This is a genomic window from Curvibacter sp. Hmag1.1, assembly GCF_059769165.1.
The window spans coordinates 1,718,400-1,738,525 of the sequence record NZ_JBMBGX010000002.1; the positions used below are offsets into that span (position 1 = coordinate 1,718,400).

The 20,126-nt window shown below is 61.6% G+C and carries 16 protein-coding genes; 4 read left to right on the forward strand and 12 right to left on the reverse strand.

What is annotated here, in order from left to right:
* Position 1 precedes the first annotated feature (1 nt).
* The 9 genes from ACOAP0_RS08725 to radA form a co-directional block, all read right to left on the reverse strand.
* Positions 2–952 (reverse strand): branched-chain amino acid transaminase, encoded by a 951-nt coding sequence (locus ACOAP0_RS08725; protein WP_087495534.1) that lies wholly within the window; start codon positions 950–952, stop codon positions 2–4.
* A 50-nt stretch (positions 953–1,002) separates the two neighbouring features.
* Entirely contained in the window at positions 1,003–1,461 is a 459-nt protein-coding gene (locus ACOAP0_RS08730) for a glycerate kinase (protein WP_498374814.1), read from the reverse strand.
* A 58-nt stretch (positions 1,462–1,519) separates the two neighbouring features.
* A complete protein-coding gene (locus ACOAP0_RS08735) occupies positions 1,520–2,869 on the reverse strand; it encodes an ATP-binding protein (protein ID WP_498374815.1) in 1,350 nt (449 codons plus the stop codon).
* Positions 2,870–2,871: 2 nt separating this feature from the next.
* Positions 2,872–3,540 (reverse strand): winged helix-turn-helix domain-containing protein, encoded by a 669-nt coding sequence (locus tag ACOAP0_RS08740; protein WP_498374816.1) that lies wholly within the window; start codon positions 3,538–3,540, stop codon positions 2,872–2,874.
* An 89-nt stretch (positions 3,541–3,629) separates the two neighbouring features.
* The gene (locus tag ACOAP0_RS08745; RefSeq protein ID WP_498374817.1) at positions 3,630–4,391 is read right to left on the reverse strand and encodes a cytochrome b/b6 domain-containing protein; all 762 of its coding nucleotides are present in this window, start codon (positions 4,389–4,391) and stop codon (positions 3,630–3,632) included.
* 15 nt (positions 4,392–4,406) lie between these two features.
* A complete protein-coding gene (locus tag ACOAP0_RS08750; protein WP_498374818.1) occupies positions 4,407–4,934 on the reverse strand; it encodes a diheme cytochrome c in 528 nt (175 codons plus the stop codon).
* Between the two features lie 27 nt (positions 4,935–4,961).
* Entirely contained in the window at positions 4,962–5,396 is a 435-nt protein-coding gene (locus ACOAP0_RS08755; RefSeq protein ID WP_498374819.1) for a DUF1924 domain-containing protein, read from the reverse strand.
* Positions 5,397–5,465: 69 nt separating this feature from the next.
* On the reverse strand, positions 5,466–5,801 hold the full coding sequence (locus tag ACOAP0_RS08760) for a hypothetical protein (protein WP_498374820.1): 336 nt from the start codon (positions 5,799–5,801) through the stop codon (positions 5,466–5,468).
* Positions 5,802–5,840: 39 nt separating this feature from the next.
* Complete coding sequence (gene radA / locus ACOAP0_RS08765) at positions 5,841–7,208, reverse strand: DNA repair protein RadA (RefSeq protein WP_498391515.1); 1,368 nt, start codon at positions 7,206–7,208, stop codon at positions 5,841–5,843.
* Between the two features lie 178 nt (positions 7,209–7,386).
* Between radA and ACOAP0_RS08770 the strand changes: the two genes are divergently transcribed.
* On the forward strand, positions 7,387–9,966 hold the full coding sequence (locus tag ACOAP0_RS08770; protein WP_498374821.1) for a cation-translocating P-type ATPase: 2,580 nt from the start codon (positions 7,387–7,389) through the stop codon (positions 9,964–9,966).
* On the opposite strand, the gene ACOAP0_RS08775 is transcribed toward ACOAP0_RS08770, so the two are convergent.
* A complete protein-coding gene (locus ACOAP0_RS08775; protein WP_498374822.1) occupies positions 9,967–11,178 on the reverse strand; it encodes an HD-GYP domain-containing protein in 1,212 nt (403 codons plus the stop codon).
* 6 nt (positions 11,179–11,184) lie between these two features.
* On the reverse strand, positions 11,185–12,279 hold the full coding sequence (gene alr, locus ACOAP0_RS08780; protein WP_498374823.1) for an alanine racemase: 1,095 nt from the start codon (positions 12,277–12,279) through the stop codon (positions 11,185–11,187).
* Between the two features lie 126 nt (positions 12,280–12,405).
* Between alr and lplT the strand changes: the two genes are divergently transcribed.
* Entirely contained in the window at positions 12,406–13,689 is a 1,284-nt protein-coding gene (lplT, locus tag ACOAP0_RS08785; protein WP_498374840.1) for a lysophospholipid transporter LplT, read from the forward strand.
* Between the two features lie 29 nt (positions 13,690–13,718).
* Here lplT and ACOAP0_RS08790 read toward each other — a convergent pair whose 3' ends face one another.
* Positions 13,719–14,939, reverse strand: a complete 1,221-nt coding sequence (locus ACOAP0_RS08790; protein WP_498374824.1) for a GGDEF domain-containing protein — start codon at positions 14,937–14,939, stop codon at positions 13,719–13,721.
* A gap of 108 nt (positions 14,940–15,047) precedes the next feature.
* On the opposite strand from ACOAP0_RS08790, the gene ACOAP0_RS08795 reads away from it, so the two are divergent.
* On the forward strand, positions 15,048–15,533 hold the full coding sequence (locus tag ACOAP0_RS08795; RefSeq protein WP_498374825.1) for a glutathione peroxidase: 486 nt from the start codon (positions 15,048–15,050) through the stop codon (positions 15,531–15,533).
* A gap of 438 nt (positions 15,534–15,971) precedes the next feature.
* Positions 15,972–20,126 (forward strand): autotransporter domain-containing protein, encoded by a 4,155-nt coding sequence (locus tag ACOAP0_RS08800; protein ID WP_498374826.1) that lies wholly within the window; start codon positions 15,972–15,974, stop codon positions 20,124–20,126.

Below are 20,126 nucleotides of genomic sequence, written 5' to 3' on the forward strand. Positions count from 1 at the left end.
ATCAGACTTTCGTGAGCCAGTGGGCGTATTTGGGATTGCGTCCGTTGACGATGTCAAAGAACGCGGTTTGGATTTTTTCGGTGATCGGGCCACGGCTGCCCACATAGTCGCCCTTGCCCAACTCAATACGGTCGAGTTCACGGATAGGGGTCACTTCTGCAGCGGTTCCGGTGAAGAAGGCTTCGTCAGCGATGTAGACCTCATCGCGGGTAATGCGCTTTTGCACGATTTCCAGGCCCAGGTCCTTGGCGATGTGGAACACGGTGTTGCGGGTGATGCCGTTGAGGGCGCCAGCGGACAAGTCAGGGGTGTAGATCACGCCGTTCTTGATCACGAAGATGTTTTCGCCAGCACCTTCGGACACGAAACCGGAGCTGTCGAGCAGCAGGGCTTCGTCGTAGCCATCATCTGTGGCTTCCATGTTGGCCAGAATGGAGTTGGTGTAGTTGCTCACCGCCTTGGCTTGCGTCATGGTGATGTTGACGTGGTGGCGGGTGTAGCTGCTGGTTTTGACGCGGATGCCACGTCGCATACCCTCTTCGCCCAGGTACGCGCCCCATGCCCATGCGGCCACCATCAAGTGGATGGTGTTGCCCTTGGGGGACACGCCCAGCTTCTTGTCGCCGATCCAAGTCAGGGGGCGCAGGTAACCGGATTCCAGCTTGTTCTCGCGAATCACGGCGCACTGGGCGTCGTTGACTTGTTCCTGGGTGAAAGGAATGGCCATCCGCAGAATCTTGGCGCTGTTGAACAAGCGCTCGGTGTGCTCCTGCAGGCGGAAGATGGCCGGCCCGTTCACGGTGTTGTAGGCACGCACACCTTCAAAAGCACCGCAACCGTAGTGCAGCGTATGGCTCAGCACGTGGATCTTGGCATCACGCCATTCGACCATCTGGCCATCCATCCAGATTTTTCCGTCGCGATCAGACATGGAGGGAGGTAGTACGCTCATCGGGGTGTCCTTGAAGTAATTCGGTTGCAGGTTTTGCAAAAAAGAAGATTTTACGGGGCGACGTCCACAGCCGCGGCCGCCGGGGTTCCTGCCGCCTCCTCAGTCGTTGGCGGCTCGGGCCGGAACAGCTCCCAGCTTTGCAACTTGCCACCCAGAAACACGCACAACACGCTGCTGCCGGAGGTATCGGACCAACGGAAGCGCTCCGGCTGGGTGTCTTTGGGGGATTCGAGCTGGCCCAGCGAGCGGGTCATGGCCACCACGTGCAGCAGGGGCACCCCGGGGCGCAACTTGGCGTGCAGCATCACGGCACTGTCCACATGTCCGATGGGCCGGTTGGCCGCCCGCTTGAGCACCTGCAACATGCGGGTGAAATGCAGCAACTGCCACATCACCAGAGCGCCGCCCACCAGGGCCACACCCGGCCAGCTGTAGTGGCGGTAACTCAAGACCAAGGCCGCCAGCGCAGCCAAGGGGATCACGAAACGTTGGATTTTTTGAAAAAACATGCGTAATTCTGGCAGGCTCCGCGGTCCTTTCAGGAGACGCCCTGCCGAAAATCGGGTCTTATCCCACTGTCGCCAGTGGCCAGCGCACCTGGACTTGCAGGCCTCCCAGCGTGCCTGAACGGCCGAGTTGCACGCGGGCACCCGTAGCCTCGGCAATGCGCCGCATGATGGACCAGCCCAAGCCGCTACCGGTTTGGGCCGACCCCAGTACCCGGAAGAAGCGCTCGCCCAAGCGAGCCATCTCCGCATCCGTCAAGCCGGGTCCGCCGTCCTGTACCGTCAAATGCGCCATGCCGCCGGAGGCCGTCACTTCCACCCAAATGCTCGCTCCGGGGCCGGAGTACCGGCTCGCGTTGTCCAGCAGGTTGCGCAGCAGCATGCGCAGCAGGGTTTCATCGGCAGCCACCATGCAGGCCGAGGGCGCTTGCAGCTCCAGATCCTGTCCTTGGGCCAAGGCCTGGGGAGCGATGTCGGCTGCCACACTGCGGGCAAGGGCACTCAGATCGGTAGGCCCGGTGGCAGCAGCGGCTACGGGGGCGTCCAACCGCGCCAGGGTCAACAGTTGGTCGACAAGTCGGGCCGCCCGGTCGCATCCGGCCAGGGTGTTTTGCAGGGCATGGCGGCGCTCGTCCGCATCATCCACCGCGCCCATGGCCACCTGGGCCTGGGTGCGGATGGCGGCGATGGGCGTGCGCAGCTCATGGGCCGCATCGGCCGTAAAGCGGCGTTCTGACGCCACCATGCCCTCGATGCGTTGCAACAAGGCATTGAGCTCATCGACCATGGGCCGCATTTCCGTGGGCAAGTCGTCGCGGGGTACCGGCACCGTGCTGTCCGGGGCGCGGCTGCGCAAGCTTTGACCCAAGGCATCCAAGGGCGCCATGGCTTTGCGCACAGCCCACCACATCAGGGCTGCCAACAGTGGCAAGGCCAGCATCGACGGCAGCAACATGCCGCGCAACACGGCCTTGAGGATACCGTTGCGCGAATCGAGTTGCTCACCCACATACACCTGGATATCGCGCTTGCTGCCGCGGGTGGCAAACACCCGCCAGCGTTCGCCGTTGTCCAGGGCCACGGTGTCGAAACCGCGGGTTTCGCGGCTCATGGGCGTCGTTCCGATGTTGCCCGAGCGGGCCACCAACACGCCTTCGTGGAAGACCTGAAACGCGACACGCGGTGCGTATTTGTGCAGAACAGGCGCTTCCTCGTCGTCCGCCTCATCGTCCACATGCGACTGCTGCACCACCAGCAAAGCGGCCGCTTGGGTGAGATGGCTGTCGAGCAGCTCATCGAGTTCATGCCGGGCGTCCACCCAGGTCCAGGCCGCAGCAGCCAGCCAGACCAGTGCCACGCCGGCCGACAGATAGGCCAGCAGGCGCAGTTGCATGGAGTGCAGGCGCATCATCGTCAAATGCCTGCTTTGGGGTTGAGCATGTAGCCCACACCGCGCACGGTCTGGATGACATCTGCCTGCAGCTTGCGGCGCAGGTGGTGGATATGCACTTCGATGGTGTTGCTCTCGACCTCCAGGCCCCAGCTGTACATCTGCTGCTCCAGCTGCTCACGCGACAGCACGCGGCCGGCACTGCGCATCAAGGTATGCAGCAAATCAAATTCGCGGGTAGACAGCGGTACGGCCTCGTCCATCCACGTGACTTGCCGGGCCGACGGGTCCAGGCTCAGCGCGCCGGCCTGCAACATGTCTTGCGCCACCCCGTGCGAGCGGCGTACCAGTGAACGTAGACGCGCAGCCAGCTCGTGCAGATCCACCGGTTTGAGCACATAGTCGTCTGCACCGGCGTCCAGCCCACGGATGCGGTCGGGCACCGCGTCACGGGCCGTGAGCACCAGCACGGGGGTGGTGTTGCGTGCGGCGCGCAGGGCCTGCAGCACCTCCATGCCATCTTTGCCGGGCAGGCCCAGATCGAGCACTGCAGCGACGTAGTCCACGGCGCGCAGCTCGCGCTCGGCGGCCACGCCGTCGCGCACCCAGTCCACCTGAAAACCCATCTGCCGCAGGCCGGCGCGCAGGCCATCGCCCAGCATGGAGTCGTCTTCAGCCAGCAGGATACGCATGGGTCATTCCATCAAAACTCAGGGAGTGGCACAGGGAGTGCGCCTTGTCATTTTGCACGCACCGAGCGCGCGTAACTCTTGCTTGTTGCTCAATCGGAATCGCCGGACTCCCGCCCGCTCAGGAGGTCAGTGACAGCCTGCGCAGAGATCAAGCCGTTAGGGGACTGCTGCCACTCCCAACTCCAGTAGCCCAGCACCGCAACCAGTACCAAGACCGCCAGCCACGCGTGGTTGCGTTTCACCAAGTCGGGGCCCGGCCCTTGCCCGCGGCCGTGCACCATTTGCATCGCCATATTCTTGCGACGCAGCAGGCTGAGCAAGAGCACGATGCCCACATGCGCCAGCACCACGACCAGGAATGCATTGCCGGCTAGTTCGTGCACGTCTCCCAGCCAGTCGCCCCATTCGTTGTACGTGGCGTAGCCCGACAGCGTGAGCGGCACCACCAGCACCATCAAGGCGACGACCGCCACCGCAAGCGCCAGGTTCTGCCCTTGGCGCCAGTTCACCGCAGCCCAGGCCCGGTCTGAGGTGCCGTGGGCCACGGATGCCAGCCATTGCGGCAACGACCGGAGCTTGCCTGCCAGCAGGCTCAAGCGCGCATGGCGGGGCCCGACCAAGCCGTACACCAACCGGAACACGAGCAAGCCGGCCATGCTGTAACCCAGCGTGACGTGCAAGAGCCGCATAGCCTCACCCTCCGCGGTGAGGTACGCGCCCAGAAAACACAGTGCAAACAAGGCATGGAAGACCCGGGTGGGCGCATCCACGATGCGGCGGCTACGCGTGGCGGGGACGGGGTTTCCGGCAGAGGCCATGGCTGCCGGGCCGGGCAATGAAGTGGAAGACATGAACTTAACTCTCCATCAATCAGACCAGTTGCGGCGAAAGCGCGCGTCCAGGCCTTTGGGAAATTGGATTTCGGATTCGCGGAAGCTGCCCTTGTCGGCCGCGCTGTGGCAGGCCGCACAGTTGGCAGCGCTTTTGACAGCCGCCTGCTTCCAGATTTGCGGATCCACCTCGTTGTGCTTGCGCACGAACCATTGCGACCGGGTGATGCGGTCTTGCGGCGGCTCTTCAGACACCCGCTTGTACGTACCGGCATGGGTTTGCAGCCAGCCACTGATGTCCCGCACACTGGCTTCGTCGAGTGATGCATCGGTACCGTAATGGGTGGACAGCGATCCCATGAGTCGCTTCCACGATGCGGCGGGCAGCATGCCGGGCGGATACGCCAAGTGGCAAGCGGCGCACTCCTGCTGGTACTTGGGTAGCGGCGTAACGCGCTGCGGACTGTCTGCGCGCGCCAGGCCAGCGCCGGCCAGCAGCACTATTGCTATCCATTTCATAGCTGCTCGCGCATATCGGACGAGCGTCAGGGGCTTGTTTTTCATAGTTATTCCTTTGCGAAGGGGCACAACTCAGCGCTTCAGGCTCATCAGCCAGGCCAGCACATCGGCTTTCTCGGCGGCCGTGCATTCGCGGGCGAGCACGTCATTGCAGTTGCGGCGGAACCACTTCTCGCTTTTGGCGGGATCGGTGAAGCGCTCGGGGTTGAAAGCGGGCGCAAGCGCGGAGATGGATTTGCCCGTATTCGCGTGCTTACCCTCGCCCGTGGGCTGGGCGTTATGGCAGGACGCGCAGCTCCATTCGCGGCCATGTTTGGCATTGAAAAACTGCTGGCCCTGCGCCCCATTCGGGCTGCGGCCTGCTTGGGCGCTCAAGGTGCCCAGCTGCTCTTGCGGGGTGCCGGCCCAGGCAGTTCCAGCCTGGGTGACGGCAAGGACGGTAGCGAATGCCAGCGTGCGCGCTGCAAAGCGGGCTGCAGCAACTGCTGTAACGGGGATGAGTGACATGGTGACCTCCATGACCTGCATGGTGGCCCGCGAAGATTAAGCAGGTCTTAAGCGCTGCGCTGCGGCGCGCTACAGGTCGGCGCGCGGTTGCTCGCTGTGGCTGACGTCCAGCCCGTCAGCCACATAGGCGGGGCCCTTCATCACCATGACCACCACGCACCCGATGGCTGCGGTGATCACCAGCGTCCAGTGGAACACGATGACCCCGAACACGATGAAATCCGCCAGCTGCAGCGCCCGCGCCTCTGCAGGGTTACCGGCATCCACGCCTGCGTGGTAGAGCGCCAGCCCCAACAAAGGCAGCGCGGTGCCCGCCAGGGCAATGAGCGGCAGTTTGCGCCACAAGGCCCACTCCAGCCCGGAGGCTGAGCGGATCGATTGAGGCAGTTTGTTCAGCCAGCGCATGCCTGCAGTGTAGGCAGTTGCGGGCCGGGGCGTATTGCCTCAGGTCAAGCCGCGCACCACATTCATGGCTTCTTCCACCCGCTCCACCGCGTGGATGGTCATGCCCTCAATCGGTTTTTTGGGCGCATTCGCCTTGGGCACCACGGCCATGGTGAAACCGAGCTTTGCGGCTTCCTTCAGGCGTTCCTGCCCACGCGGCGCGGGGCGCACCTCCCCGGCCAGACCCACTTCGCCAAACGCGATAAAGCCTTTGGGCAAGGGCTTGCCGCGCAGGCTGGAGGTAATGGACAGCATGACTGCCAAGTCAGCCGCCGGCTCGCCGATGCGCACGCCGCCCACCGCGTTGATGAACACATCCTGGTCCATACAGGCCACGCCCGCGTGGCGGTGCAACACCGCCAGCAACATGGCCAGGCGGTCTTTGTCCAAGCCCACGCTCAAGCGCCGTGGCGACGGGCCACCCATGTCCACCAGCGCCTGAATCTCCACCAACAACGGGCGGGTGCCTTCCAGCGTGACCATCACACAACTGCCGGGCACCGGCTCGGCGTGTTGGCTCAGAAAAATGGCGCTCGGATTGCTCACGCCCTTCAGGCCTTTTTCGGTCATGGCGAACACGCCAATCTCATTCACCGCACCAAAGCGGTTTTTGATGGCGCGCACCAACCTGAACTGACTGTGCGTGTCGCCCTCAAAGTACAGCACCGTGTCCACCATGTGCTCCAGCACGCGCGGGCCGGCCAGAGCGCCCTCTTTGGTCACATGACCCACGAGCACGATGGCGGTGCCACTGGCTTTGGCCGCACGGGTCAGGTGGGCTGCGCACTCGCGGACCTGGGCCACGGAGCCCGGCGCGCTGGTGAGCTGCTCGGAGTACACGGTCTGGATGGAGTCGATCACCGCCACGTCCGGGCGGTTGGCCTCCAGGGTGGCGAGGATTTTTTCGAGCTGAATCTCGGCCAGCACTTTCACCTGCGAGTGGTCCAGCCCCAGGCGGCGCGAGCGCAACGCGACCTGCGCCCCGCTCTCTTCGCCGGTGACGTAGAGGGTGTTCTTGCCGGAGCGCTGCAGCGAATCCAGCGCCTGCAACAAGAGTGTGGACTTGCCAATGCCGGGGTCGCCGCCGATCAACACCACGCCGCCCTCCACCATGCCACCACCCAGCACACGGTCCAGTTCCTCGTGGCCGGTGGGGGTGCGCTCCACGTCCTGGGCTTCGATGTCGGAGAGCACCGTGACCTCGGCCGTCTTGGCCAGCGAGGCGAAGCGGTTTTTGGCCGGGCCATCGCTGCTGGCCACGGATTCGATCAGCGTGTTCCAGGCGTTGCAGTGCGGGCATTTGCCCAGCCACTTGGGGCTGGTGCCGCCGCACTCGTTGCAGGTGTAGATGGTTTTGTCTTTGGCCATGGCGGGAATAATACTGTACAAAACCACAGATACCAAACTGCGCAGACCATGCGCCAGATCACAGACGGCAACGCCCTGCATCTCTAGCATGATGAAAAGTGCCCCGGGAGTTTGCTACCAAATCAGGAGCTGCTCGCGCACATTTCACAAGGGCTACATGCCAATTTCACCTGAAACAATGGCCCCCACTGCCGACAGCACTGCGTCCCAAGGACTGAGCAACGTACAGGCCGCCGAGTTGCTGGCCACGCACGGCCCTAACGCACTGCCCGGCGCCGGCTCACGGCGCTGGACCGCCATCGCCCGCGAGACGCTGACCGAGCCCATGTTCCTGCTACTGCTGGGGGCGGCCGTGCTCTACGGACTGCTGGGTGACTGGCAAGAGGGCGGCATTCTGCTCGGGCTGGTGGTCATGGTGGTGGCGCTCACGCTCTACCAGGAGGGTAAAACCGAACACGCCATGCAAGCCCTGCGCCAGCTCGCCAGCCCGCAGGCCCAGGTGCTGCGCGACGGCAAGGCCCAAGCCGTGCCGGGCAGCACCGTGGTGCCCGGCGATGTGCTGGTACTGGCCGAGGGCGACCGGGTGGCCGCGGATGCCACGCTCTTGAGCGGCAGCGATGTGATGGCGGACGAGTCCATGCTCAGCGGCGAATCGGTGCCCGTTGAAAAGGCCGCCACCGGGGGCGACGCCGCCCTCTTCGGCGGCACCCTGCTGGTGCGCGGCCACGGGCTGGCGCGGGTGGAACACACCGGCGCGGCGTCGGCCATGGGGCGCATCGGCAGCGCGCTGGACGGGCTCGGCCCGGAAGACTCGCCGCTCAAGCAACAAACGACCGTGCTGGTCAAACGCCTGGCAGTGGTGGCGTTTGCTGCCAGCTTGCTGCTGATATTGGCCAGTGGACTGATGCACGGCAACTGGACCGCCGCACTGCTCTCGGGGATCGCGCTGGCCATGGCCTTGCTTCCACAAGAGTTCACCGTCATCCTCACCGTGCTGCCGGCATTGGGTGCCTGGCGGCTTGCCAAGCAGCAGGTGCTGACCCGCCGCCTGGCCGCCATTGAAACCTTGGGTGCGACCTCGGTGCTGTGTGTCGACAAGACCGGTACCCTGACCGAAAACCGCATGCGGGTGGCCGCCTTGTTTGCCTATGGTGGCACGGCAGCAGATCAAACTCTGGCCCTCCCTGACGGCGAGCCCCACGCGCTGCCGGAGGCGTTTCACCGCGTGGCCGAGTACGCCATTCTGGCCAGTGTGGAGGAGCCGTTTGACCCGATGGAACAGGCCTTCCACCGGCTGGGTGCCCAGACCCTGCAAGATACCGAGCACCTGCACCGCGACTGGACCCTCGTGCGCGAATACGGCCTGAGCCCGCAGCTGCGCGCCATGTCGCATGTGTGGACGGCCAATGACGGCGATGCACACATCGTGGCCGCCAAAGGCGCGCCCGAAGCTGTGTTCGACCTGTGTCACCTGCCACCCGTCGAATTGGCCCGTGCCCAAGCGGCTGCTACAGCGCTGGCAGACCAGGGCTTAAGGGTGCTGGGCGTGGCGTCCAGCCGGGTGCCGGGGGCGGCGGGCACCATCACCCTGCCGGGGCAGGAGCACGATTTCGACTTCACTCTGCTCGGCCTCATCGGGCTGGAAGACCCGCTGCGCCTTGGTATTGCCGACTCGGTGGCGGAGTGTTTGCAGGCAGGTATCCGGGTGGTGATGATCACCGGCGACCACCCGGGCACGGCCACTGCCATCGCAAAACACGCGGGCATCCTCACCGCAGCCACAGGGCCGGGTAACTCGGCGGCCGATGAAGTGCTCAGTGGCGACGACATCGACACGCTGGACGACGCAGCCTTGCGCGAGCGCATGCGCCACACCCGGGTGTGCGCCAGGGTGGCGCCGGTGCAAAAGCTGCGCATCGTGAAGGCCCTGCAAGCCGAAGGACAGATCGTGGCCATGACCGGCGACGGTGTGAACGACGCCCCGGCCCTCAAAGCGGCCCATGTGGGCATTGCCATGGGCCAGCGCGGTACCGATGTGGCGCGCGAATCCGCCGCGCTGGTGCTGCTGGACGACAACTTTGCGTCCATCACTGCCGCAGTGCGGTTGGGCCGGCGCATTTTTGACAACGTGCGCAAGTCCATGGCCTATGTGCTGGCGGTGCATGTGCCGATTGCCGGCATGGCGCTGCTGCCGGTGCTGCTGGGCTGGCCGACCGCCTTGTTCCCGTTGCACATTGCCTTTCTGGAACTGGTGATAGACCCGGCCTGCTCCATGGTGTTTGAAAACGAGCCCGCCGAGCAAAGCGGCATGCAACTGCCCCCGCGCGATGTGAAGGCGGCTTTGCTGAACCGTGGCACGCTCTGGCAGGCACTGGCCCAGGGCGTGGTCGGCCTGATGGCGGTCATGGGTGCCATGGCTTGGGGCTTGGCCCATGCCAGCCCGGAGCATGCGCGCACCCTGGCGTTTGCCACCCTGCTGCTGGTCAACCTGAGCCTGATCTTCATGAACCGCAGCGCGCATCTGAACCCGCGCGCCTGGCTGCTGCGTCCCAATGGCGTGTTATGGGGCGTATGTGCGGTGGCACTGGGTGTGTTGCTGGCCATGGTGTACGTACCATGGATACGGCAATTGGCGGCTTTCGCGGCACTGAATGCAGAGCAATGGGGCGTGTGCGCAGTTTTGGTAGCGCTTACCTTGCTGGCCTGCGCGGGTCTGAAATGGGCAGGCCACCAAGACCCCACCCCGCCGGGTGCCTGATCAGGCCTTGGGCAGCCGGCTGCGGGCGCGCTGCACCCGGTCGGCACTGACGGCTATCTTCACCGACTGGAAGTTCAGGGGCGTCACCAAAGCCCAAGCCGGGTCGTTGGTGTCGCGGCAGATGTACTGCACCACGGGCATGCTGTTCTTGTCCATCACCGGTACCACCCAGGGGGCATTGGCCCGCGTGCCCCGCTGGGCAACGACCGCGGTGTCGCCATTGGCGATCAGGACAAACGTGCCGGGGGGGTAGAAGCCCGTAGTGGTGGCCATCGCAGCACCCACATTGGCTGCGTCTCCTTCGGTGCCGGCAAAAATCGACTTGGCGGCTGCAATCGGCGGCAAGGGCGACCGGGTTTTGCGGGCTGCCATTTTGGCGACGAAGGCATCCGCCGTCGCCAGCACGCGACGCGCCATGCGATTGCGGGGCAAAGCATCCATGCTTTGTGGTTGGTGGTGCCAGCGGACCAGATCCAGCGTGTCCTCGTCTTCCAACCCCAGGTTGCGCAGGGTGTCGGCACTCAGGCTTGCATGCTCAGCAATCAGCTTGCGCTGCCACTCTGACGGTGCCGTGTTCTGGCGGGACAGACTGTCCTGGTCCCGTGCCATGCCGATATTCTGGGTCAGGGCTGCGTCCAGCAGGCTGCGACGCAGGCTCGCGTCCAGACCCAGTTTCTCCGCGGTGAGCAGGCTGATGGCGCCGGTGAGCAGCGCATGGGTGGAGCAGTAGCCCAGGCTGTTGTCGCCCAGCATCTGGAACAGGCGAAACAAGGCATCGTCCGCATCAGCCGCCAGCAATTTGAGCACGCTGCGGGCAATTCCGTCGAGGCGGGATAGCGGGTTGATGGCCAAGCCGCCTTGGTAGAGGATGCCGCGCAGCACGTCCTGCAAATCCGGCCAGCCGCCGCTCAGCGGGGTGCCCACCACATAGTCCACCTCGCGGATGCGGGAGGGCATAGGCGCTTTGGCAATGGTTTGCACATCCACACCGTCGCGCAGCATCTCGTGCACCATGCGCTCGTAGGCACGCTGCCAGGCCATGGCGTCGCCCGGCGTGGAGCTGGCGTTGAAGGCGTGGAGCTTGTCGCGGTGCTGCTCGGAGACTACCGGTTGCCCTTTCTTCAGGAGCAGCTGGCCGGTATCGCTCCAGATGTCGATAGGCAAAGGCCGGCCCACTTCCAGCATGGCAATGGGGATAGGCACATATTTCATGGGGGGCTAGTCTGCCACGACCACCGGTACCCGCTGTGCGAGCGCACACATCAATTCATAGCCCACGGTGCCAGCCGTCGAGGCAATTTCATCAATCGGCAGCACCGCACCGTTGGCTGCGCGGCCCCACAAAGTGACTTCGGAGCCCATGCCGGCCTGGGGCACCGGGTCGAGGTCGACGGTAATCATGTCCATGCTGACACGGCCCACGACGCGGCTGCGCACGCCATTGATCAGCACCGGGGTGCCTGTGGGGCAGATACGGGGGTAGCCGTCGGCATAGCCACAGGCCACCACACCGATGCGCATGGGCTTGTCGGCTGTGAAGTTGGAACCATATCCAACCGTATCGCCCGCAGACAATGCGCGGGTAGCTATGATTTTTGCAGCAAGTGTCATGGTGGGCTGCAGACCCCAATGCGCGATGTCATGCTCCGGGTAGTCCGGCGCACTGCCATAGGTGGCAATGCCGGCACGCACCCAGTCTGATACCAGGCCGGGGCCGGAATGGCGCAGGGTGGCCGCGCTGTTGCTGACGGTGCGCTCACCGGGCAGGTCGTCAGTGGCTTGCTTGAACACGGCCATCTGGCCGGCAATGCCTTTGGGGCCGTCGGCGTCGCTGAAGTGGGTCATGAGCGAAATTTCGTCCACCTGAGGCAAGGCGTTCAGGCGGGTCCAGGCCGAGCGCACCTGCTCCGGCTGAAAGCCCAGACGGTTCATGCCGGAGTTGACCTTGAGGAACACGCGGTGTGGCTCGTTGGTTTTGTGGATGGCCAGCATGTCGATCTGCTCCTGGCAGTGCAAGGTGTGCCACAGCCCCAGGCGGGAGCACAGCTCCAGGTCGCGTTGTTCAAACACGCCCTCAAGCAACAGGATGGGCCCGCGCCAACCCAGGTTGCGTACCCGCTGGGCTTCTTCCAGATCCAGCAACGCAATGCCGTCCGCCCCCCGCAAGCCCTCGAAAGCACGCTCAATGCCATGGCCATAGGCGTTGGCTTTGACCACGGCCCAGATACGGGCATCCGGCGCAGCGCGGCGACAGACTTCGAGGTTGTGGCGCAGGGCCTGGGTATGAATAGTGGCTTGTATGGGACGTGGCATGGAGTGAGAGGCAAGAAGGGACTGCGAAGATTTTGACATTCCCTGCCGTGCTATAACCGTTGCACGTTTGGAGACTCACAACAATATCCTGCGCATTAGCCCCGCTAATACGCCTTGACCCCGCCCATGAAACGCGGCTTCTTCACCATCATGTCAGCGCAGTTTTTCAGCTCGCTGGCCGACAACGCCTTGTTTGTGGGAGCCGTCCAGTTGTTGCGCAGTTCCGGTTCTCCGGAATGGCAGCAAGCTGCACTGGTACCCATGTTTGCGTTGTTTTACGTCGCATTGGCGCCTTTTGTAGGCGCCTTTGCGGACGCGATGCCCAAAGGCAAAGTCATGCTGATCAGCAACGGCATCAAGGTCGTAGGCTGTCTGCTGATGTTGTTCGGCACCCATCCGCTCATGGCCTATGCCATTGTGGGTTTGGGGGCTGCGGCCTACTCCCCGGCCAAGTACGGCATCCTTACCGAGCTGCTGCCCGCCTCCCAACTGGTCAAGGCCAACGGGTGGATTGAGGGGCTGACGATCGCATCCATCATCCTGGGCGTGTTGCTGGGCGGGCAATTGGTAGGCCCGATGATTTCGAGCGCGCTGCTGTCATTTGACTTCCCGTTCATTACCACCAGCATTGACACCGCACCGGAAGCAGCGATCGGCGTTCTGATTTTTGTGTACCTGATTGCCGCCTGGTTCAACACCCGCATTCCGGAAACGGGCGTGAGCATGCGCGCCATGCCCAAGAACCTGCTGAGCCTGCTGCCAGATTTCTGGACCTGCAACAGCAAACTCTGGAAAGACAAGCTGGGCCAGATTTCTCTGGGTACCACCACCCTGTTCTGGGGCGTGAGCGGCAACCTGCGCTACATCGTGCTGGCTTGGGCCGCAGCGGCGCTGGGCTACAGCGTCACCCAAGCCTCGGCGCTGGTCGGCGTGGTGGCTATCGGTACCGCCGTCGGTGCGGTGGTGGCTTCTTTGCGGATGCGCTTGGAGCATGCCGTGAACGTCATTCCCTTGGGCATTGCCATGGGCCTGCTGGTGATCTTGCTGAACTTCATCAACAACGTCTGGGTGGCAGCTCCGTTCTTGATTCTGCTGGGTGGCCTGGGCGGATTTTTGGTAGTACCCATGAATGCCTTGCTGCAGCACCGGGGCCACAACTTGATGGGCGCAGGCCGCTCTATCGCGGTTCAGAACTTCAACGAGCAGGCCTGCATTCTGGGCTTGGGCGGGTTCTACGCCTTGTCGACCAGCTTGGGGCTGTCGGCGTTCGGCGCCATCAGCGCGTTCGGCATTGTGGTGGCCGGCTTCATGTGGCTCATCAAGCGCTGGCATGAGCGCAATTGCCGCGATCACGCGGCCGAAGTAAATCATCTGCTGGACATCGCGCGCAACGACAACCTGCACGGTTGATTGAAGTTGGCAGCGCCGGGCCTACGGGGTTAGGGTCGCAGCTCTGAGGCTTCTGGGGCAGCGTACTCCACGCGGTCACGCCCCAGTTGTTTGGCCACATACAAGGCCCTGTCTGCGGCGGCGTAAATGGCATCAACGGTGCCGTGCTTTTGCGCCGGAACGCTGCTGACCCCGAAACTGGCAGTAACGGCAATCAGCCCGCCGTCGAATTCGATGGCAGTGTTACGCACAGCATCCCGCAGCTTGGTGGCCACCTGCAGTGCGCCCTCCCGGCCCGTGGCCGGCAGCAGCACAATGAACTCTTCACCTCCCAAGCGGGCCAGCGTATCCGTGGCGCGCAATGCCTGGTTCAGGCACGCGGCAGTGGCCTTGAGCACGGCATCGCCCCCGGGATGGCCATAGCGGTCATTGATTTTCTTGAAGAAATCCAGGTCGACCATGATGACGGCGGTTTCACAAGGCACACGGGTGGCTCTGAGCAGTTCCATCTGCGCCAAACGGATGAACTCGCGCCGGTTGTAGAGCCCGGTCAGGGCGTCGTGGTCCGCCAGAAACGCGAGCTCCTGCTGCTGGACGACGAGTGCCTCGTTGCTACGTTTGAGCTGGCGGCGCAGCAGAACCGACTTGGCATATTGCGACCAGTTCATCCACGCAGTGACCAACGCCAAAGCCGGAGCAACCGCCGCGATGACATGCAGACTCGTGAGCTGCAATGGGTTCACCGATGCGTGCTCCAGCATGTATACGAACACAAGGTACGTCATGCCGAACACAGGTACGGAAATGGCCGGCCGCATCAGCGAGAGAACACCGAACATGATGCAAATCATGAGGTAGCTGGCCAACCCGGCCCCGGCATTGAACACCAGATCGATCAAAGTGACATGGGCGCCGAAGTAAAGATACAAGGCCGATATCGCAATTTGCAGGGCTATCGCGGCAGCATTGGCGCGCTGCCGCCGGCGCAACAGCGCGTGCGTCATCAAGCCGGCAATCGCCACACCTACAAACGCTGCCAGCTGGGCATCGACCAGGGCACCGGCCCAATGCGCCAATTCAGGATGCGCGGAGGGAGGCGAGTAGGACGCAAACACCAGCGCCAGAATGGCGTGCAGGGGTGCAGTGAAACAAGCCACGCCCCGGAAGCGACGCAACGACTCCATGGTGGCCTCGCCCTGCACCTGGTGATTGGCCTCTTGCGAGGCGCGCCAGCGGGCGAGAAATCCGGTGGTCTCTTGTGATGGTTCCAAGCATGGTCTCCTTCCCCATGACAAATCTTCCCAGCATTGGCATGCCAGCACAAGCTCTTTACGCAACTGGTATGGTTGAGATTGGAGTTTGCCCACCGAGGAGTTTTTATGACGCGCGTTTACGACTTTGAAGCCCAGACCATCCAGGGAAAGACGGTTTCACTGAAGGAATTCGAAGGCAAGGCCATGCTGATCGTCAATACGGCCAGCGCTTGTGGCTTCACCCCGCAGTTCGCCGGGTTGGAGGATCTGCACAAAGAATATGGCGACCGGGGATTGGTGGTGCTGGGCTTCCCCTGCAACCAGTTCGGCGCCCAGGACAGCGGCAGCAATGATGAAATCTCTTCGTTTTGCCAACTCAACTACGGCGTGAGTTTTCCCATGATGGCCAAGATTGAGGTCAACGGCAGTGATGCCCATCCGCTGTACCAGTGGCTGGTGAAAGAGGCGCCCGGTCTCCTGGGCATCAAGGCGATCAAATGGAATTTCACCAAGTTCCTGATCGGCAAGGACGGGCAGGTCCTCAAGCGCTATGCGCCGACGGACACACCCGCCAGCCTGGCCAAGGACATCGAAGCGGCTCTTCACCCTTGAACCCGCCCGTTTGTTGAAGCGGCGCAACACCCGCTTAACCGTTCAGCAGTTCAGCAGACACAAAGCGCCCCGAGACGGGGTTGATTCGCTACATTCCCGCTTTGATACACCTCAAAGTCGTAGGGAGATTCTGCGTTGTCAGAGCTATGCAGCAGTGTACTGAGCCATCGTTGGCGAGCGGCATTTATCAATATGTTGGGATTTGCCCTGCTGTTCTTTGTGATAGGCAGCAGCGGATCCATAGCGCACGCCCAGTCAGTAGCCGCGGCCCGCAGTTATTACCAGAGCGCCATCTCCGGCTGGGGCGCATGCTCGGGATGCCACATCTCGAACGCCGCCGTTGCGCCAAACTCCTCATCAAACCCCTACCCGAATCATTTAACCGGATCCAATAACCCATCCTTTATTTCCTCGGCGTTGTCCAGCCCTGCCGGAAAAATGTATCTGTCTTTCGGCGTGGCACACGCGATTCCAACTGCCAGCGATCTGTTTCTGCTTTCACTCTACATCGGTCAGTACAAGGCGCCCGCTTTTTCTGTTGCGAACGGTGCTCCAGCCTTGGCAATGAGCGTGCGGTCCGGTGCATTGGCAAGCAAAGATGTCTACCCGCTTTTGGCTACAAACGGTTCCAGCGGCACAGCCCAGGATTCCAACGGGGTTACCGGTTCCTCCGCGACCAATGGGAGTACCAGCTTTTCTCAATCCGGTGCCAGCACGTCAATGGTGTACCAGGCAGCGTATACCTCGACATCAGGCTTTACCGGTTCAGACAGCTTCAGTGTCAGCGTGGTGAATCCAGCCGGAAGTGACAGTCGCACCATTGCTGTAACCGTTCTGGGGATCACGAGTGCCGGTACTGCCTCAGGGTACAAGGGGCAGGCCTATTCGGCCGGAAGTCCCGTGTACCAAGTTACTTCCAACGACGGTACTGCGAGTAACTTTAGCGCCTCCGGCCTGCCTGCTGGCCTGAACATTGACAGTACTACCGGGAAGATCACCGGAACACCGACCGTGACCGGAGCCTTCTCGGTGAGCTTGGGTGCGACCATCAACGGAGCTGTCAATAACGGGACAGTCAATAAAACCTTAGCGCTGGATGTGGCGGGCATCACCAATGGGGCTACCGTCACTTATACACAGAACGTAGCCATTGCCCCATTTCAGATCACCACATACCCGGCCTCGCCCAGTGCATACAACTTGTCAGGAAGCTTGCCGAGCGGCTTGAACTTCAACAGTGCAACCGGCCAGATCTCTGGCACTCCCACCGTTGCAGGCAGCTTTCCGGTCACACTACAGGCGACCACCAGTGCCGGCATGGTGAGCCAGTTGTTTACGATCAATGTGTCATCTGCCGGTGTACCGGCTATTTCGACGTCCCCTGCTCTTTCCCCTTCACCAGCCATTTCCGTCGTCGGAACTGTCGGCTCTCCTATCAGCACTTACCAGATCAACGCCACGAATCCACCCATCACTGCGGGCAGCTACAGTGCCAGCGGCCTTCCTCCCGGCCTTGGCGTGAACACTTCCACCGGCGCCATCACTGGCACACCCACATCCAGCGGCGACTACTCTGTAGTCTTGGGAGCCACCAATTTGTCAGGAACCGGGACGCTCACAGTTGTAATGCGGGTGAACTCAACCAGTGCACCCATCATTTCCAGCAGCGTCACTGCTTCCGGCAGTGTGGGAGTGAACGCAACGGCATATTCGATCACGACCAATGGAGCCAATGGCCCCATTACCGGCTACAGCCTGGTTTCCGGAAGCCTCCCGCCCGGTCTGAGCCTGAACACCAACACCGGTGTGGTATCCGGAATACCCACGAGTAGCGGAGTATTTGTTGCAACTTTGGGGGCTACCAATTCCGGCAATGTCACCGGGTCGCAATCGGTAACCTTCACGATTTCACCAAACGCAGTACCCGTGATTTCGAGCCCGACTAACGGGACCACTGCGGCCTTGGCATTGGGTGTAGCAATGACACCTATAAACATCACTGCAAGTAATCCACCACTGACGGGCTTTGCACAAACGTCTGGGACGCTTCCCGCCGGTTTGAGCTTTAACGCTTCTACCGGGGTCATTTCCGGCACTCCCAACACGCCAAGCGGCAGCGTTGCTGTGACGTTTACTGCCTCCAACGCAGTCGGCGCTAGTGCAGCGGTGACCGTGAATTTTTCCGTGGGTGCACCAGCGCCTGCTCCTTGCTCTGTCAGCACACCACTCAACAATGCGAAACTGATTGACCTCAAGGCCTGCATGTTCCCGACCTTGTCCCCCTCAGGGTTCACCGTATCGGTTCAACCAGCCCATGGCACCCTTTCCATCAGCGGGACAAATGCAACTTACACACCAGTCAACAACTTTTTTGGAACAGATGTATTCACTGCTGTAGCCCAATTTTCGGGCGGCTCCAGTAGCAGCGCAGGGGCGGTCAACATCACTGTGACTGGAAGGCCTGATCCCACGCAAGACAAAGCGACGACGGCCATCATTGCCGCTCAAATAGACACCTCGCAACAAATCATGCAAAGCCAGATCTCAAATTTTGGCAGGCATATGGAGGCACTGGTTCAACAAGCCACGTCCCGCAACATTCGCCTCAACAATAGCCCGAGCGTCGCCTTGACAACGCTCTCCAGCCGGAATGACGGCGTAGTACTCAAATCTTCCAATACCCTGTCGCAACTGGGCTCAATTGGGAGTAGCGATCCCATTCAATTGCCCGCGACGAATACCCCCGCTTCGCTCCCCTTGAGCAACGCAGTAAATGTTGCAGCTGGCCAACTCGGTTTGTCACAGAACCCGCTATACAACCTTGCAAGTGACTTCGCGCAAAACCGCTCCGTGAACTTGGCGAGTCTGTCTCAGGGCTTTGCTGAGGTAGTGCCCTCGGGGATGTTGCCCGGCCCCAAAGTTTGGGCAGAGGGCGTTATCAGTTTTGGCGCGCGTGACGCAAATGGCTCTGTCAGCGCATCCGACTTCAACTCCAAAGGAATCAGCGTAGGAGTAGACCGCGTGTTGAGTGACAAACTCACTGTGGGTATGGGAATTGGCTATGCGCAGGACACCACCAACATCGGCACCGACGGCACCCGCAACCAAGCAAGGGGTTATTCGCTGGCCGTTTATGGCAATTACATGACTGGTGAACGCGGGTACGTTCAAGGCATGCTGGGTGTGGGAATGTTGGACTTCGATATGAACCGCTACGTTTCAGCTGCGAATGCCTATGCAGTCAGTAATCGCAAGGGCTACCAACTATTCGGATCGTTGGGGACGGGTTTGGAGTTCCGTGAAAAGGTCAACATGATTTCGCCTTATGTGCGACTGGATTTTTCCACTGACAAACTGGGAGAGAACACCGAGACGGGAGCTGGCAGTTATTCGCTGACCTATTACGACCAAACCAACTCGGCACTGCAAGGCACGCTTGGCCTGCGCGGCGAGTCTACTCATGCGACTTCCTTTGGCTGGGCGATACCTCGAGCCCGGGTGGAATGGCGGCAAGACTTGAGCAACAAGAGTGAAGCGGCCATGTCGTATGCGGACCAGATCAATGGCACCCGCTATGCCATCGCCTCCAGCGGCAGCCAGCGAGGTGCTTTAGTTTTCGGGGTTGGCAGTGAATTCCTTTTCCGCGATGGATGGGCCTTCGGATTGGACTACCAACTAACCCAGGTTGGAAGTTACGAGTCCAGCTATGCACTGAGGCTTAAGCTCATCAAAGAGCTTGGTGCAAAAGGGTTGCCGAATCTGCTTCAAGGCGTAGAGCAAAACTTTGACGACAGCAACGAGATCCAAGTGGATGCCGGGTACACCTGGGATGACAACATTACCCGCGCCAAACTCAATTCCGATATCCGTGCCGACAGCATTTACACCTTCAATGCCAGCCAAACCCGAATGTTTTTCCTGGGTGGAAACTCCCGCCTGTTGCTTACAGGATCAGCAGGCGGAGAACGGTTTCAGACCTACAACGGCTTGAGCAATCTCAACCTGACAGGGGAAACTGCACTCCAATACCGAGCTGACGCTGAATTCGACACCCCGACTTATGGCCTCTTTTTCAAGGCCACAGCGCTCAAACACCAATCTAGCCTGCGGGACGGCTACAAATTTGCTGCAGGCCTCACGGCTTCGCGGCCCCTGACAGACCGAATCACAATATTTGCTGCTCTTTCCAACAACCGGCGTTATGCAAATAGTTCCGTATTCCAAACCGTGGATACAGCCCTGCGCTTTAACTTGGACTACAGCCTGAGGAACAACGCCACTGTGTACCTCAGCGGTGAGTACCGCGAGGGCGATATCGTGTCCACGGGGCTCTCATCACTTGAGAACATTACGCTCGCCAAGGTTTTGGTCCAAGACGACGCCTATATGGGCGGCCAGTTCTTCAGCTACCGGTTTGGAGGCAGCACAGTATTGGCAACTCTTGGCTACAACATCGGACTGGGGGCCAGAGACTCCATGGATTTCTCTTGGCGCTACGTGGAATCTACCCCCACGCTCCGCCCCACATGGGCCAGCTCTCCGCGCAGCTACACCGCCAACCAGCTGTCTGCCAGCTATCTGATGCGCTTCTGA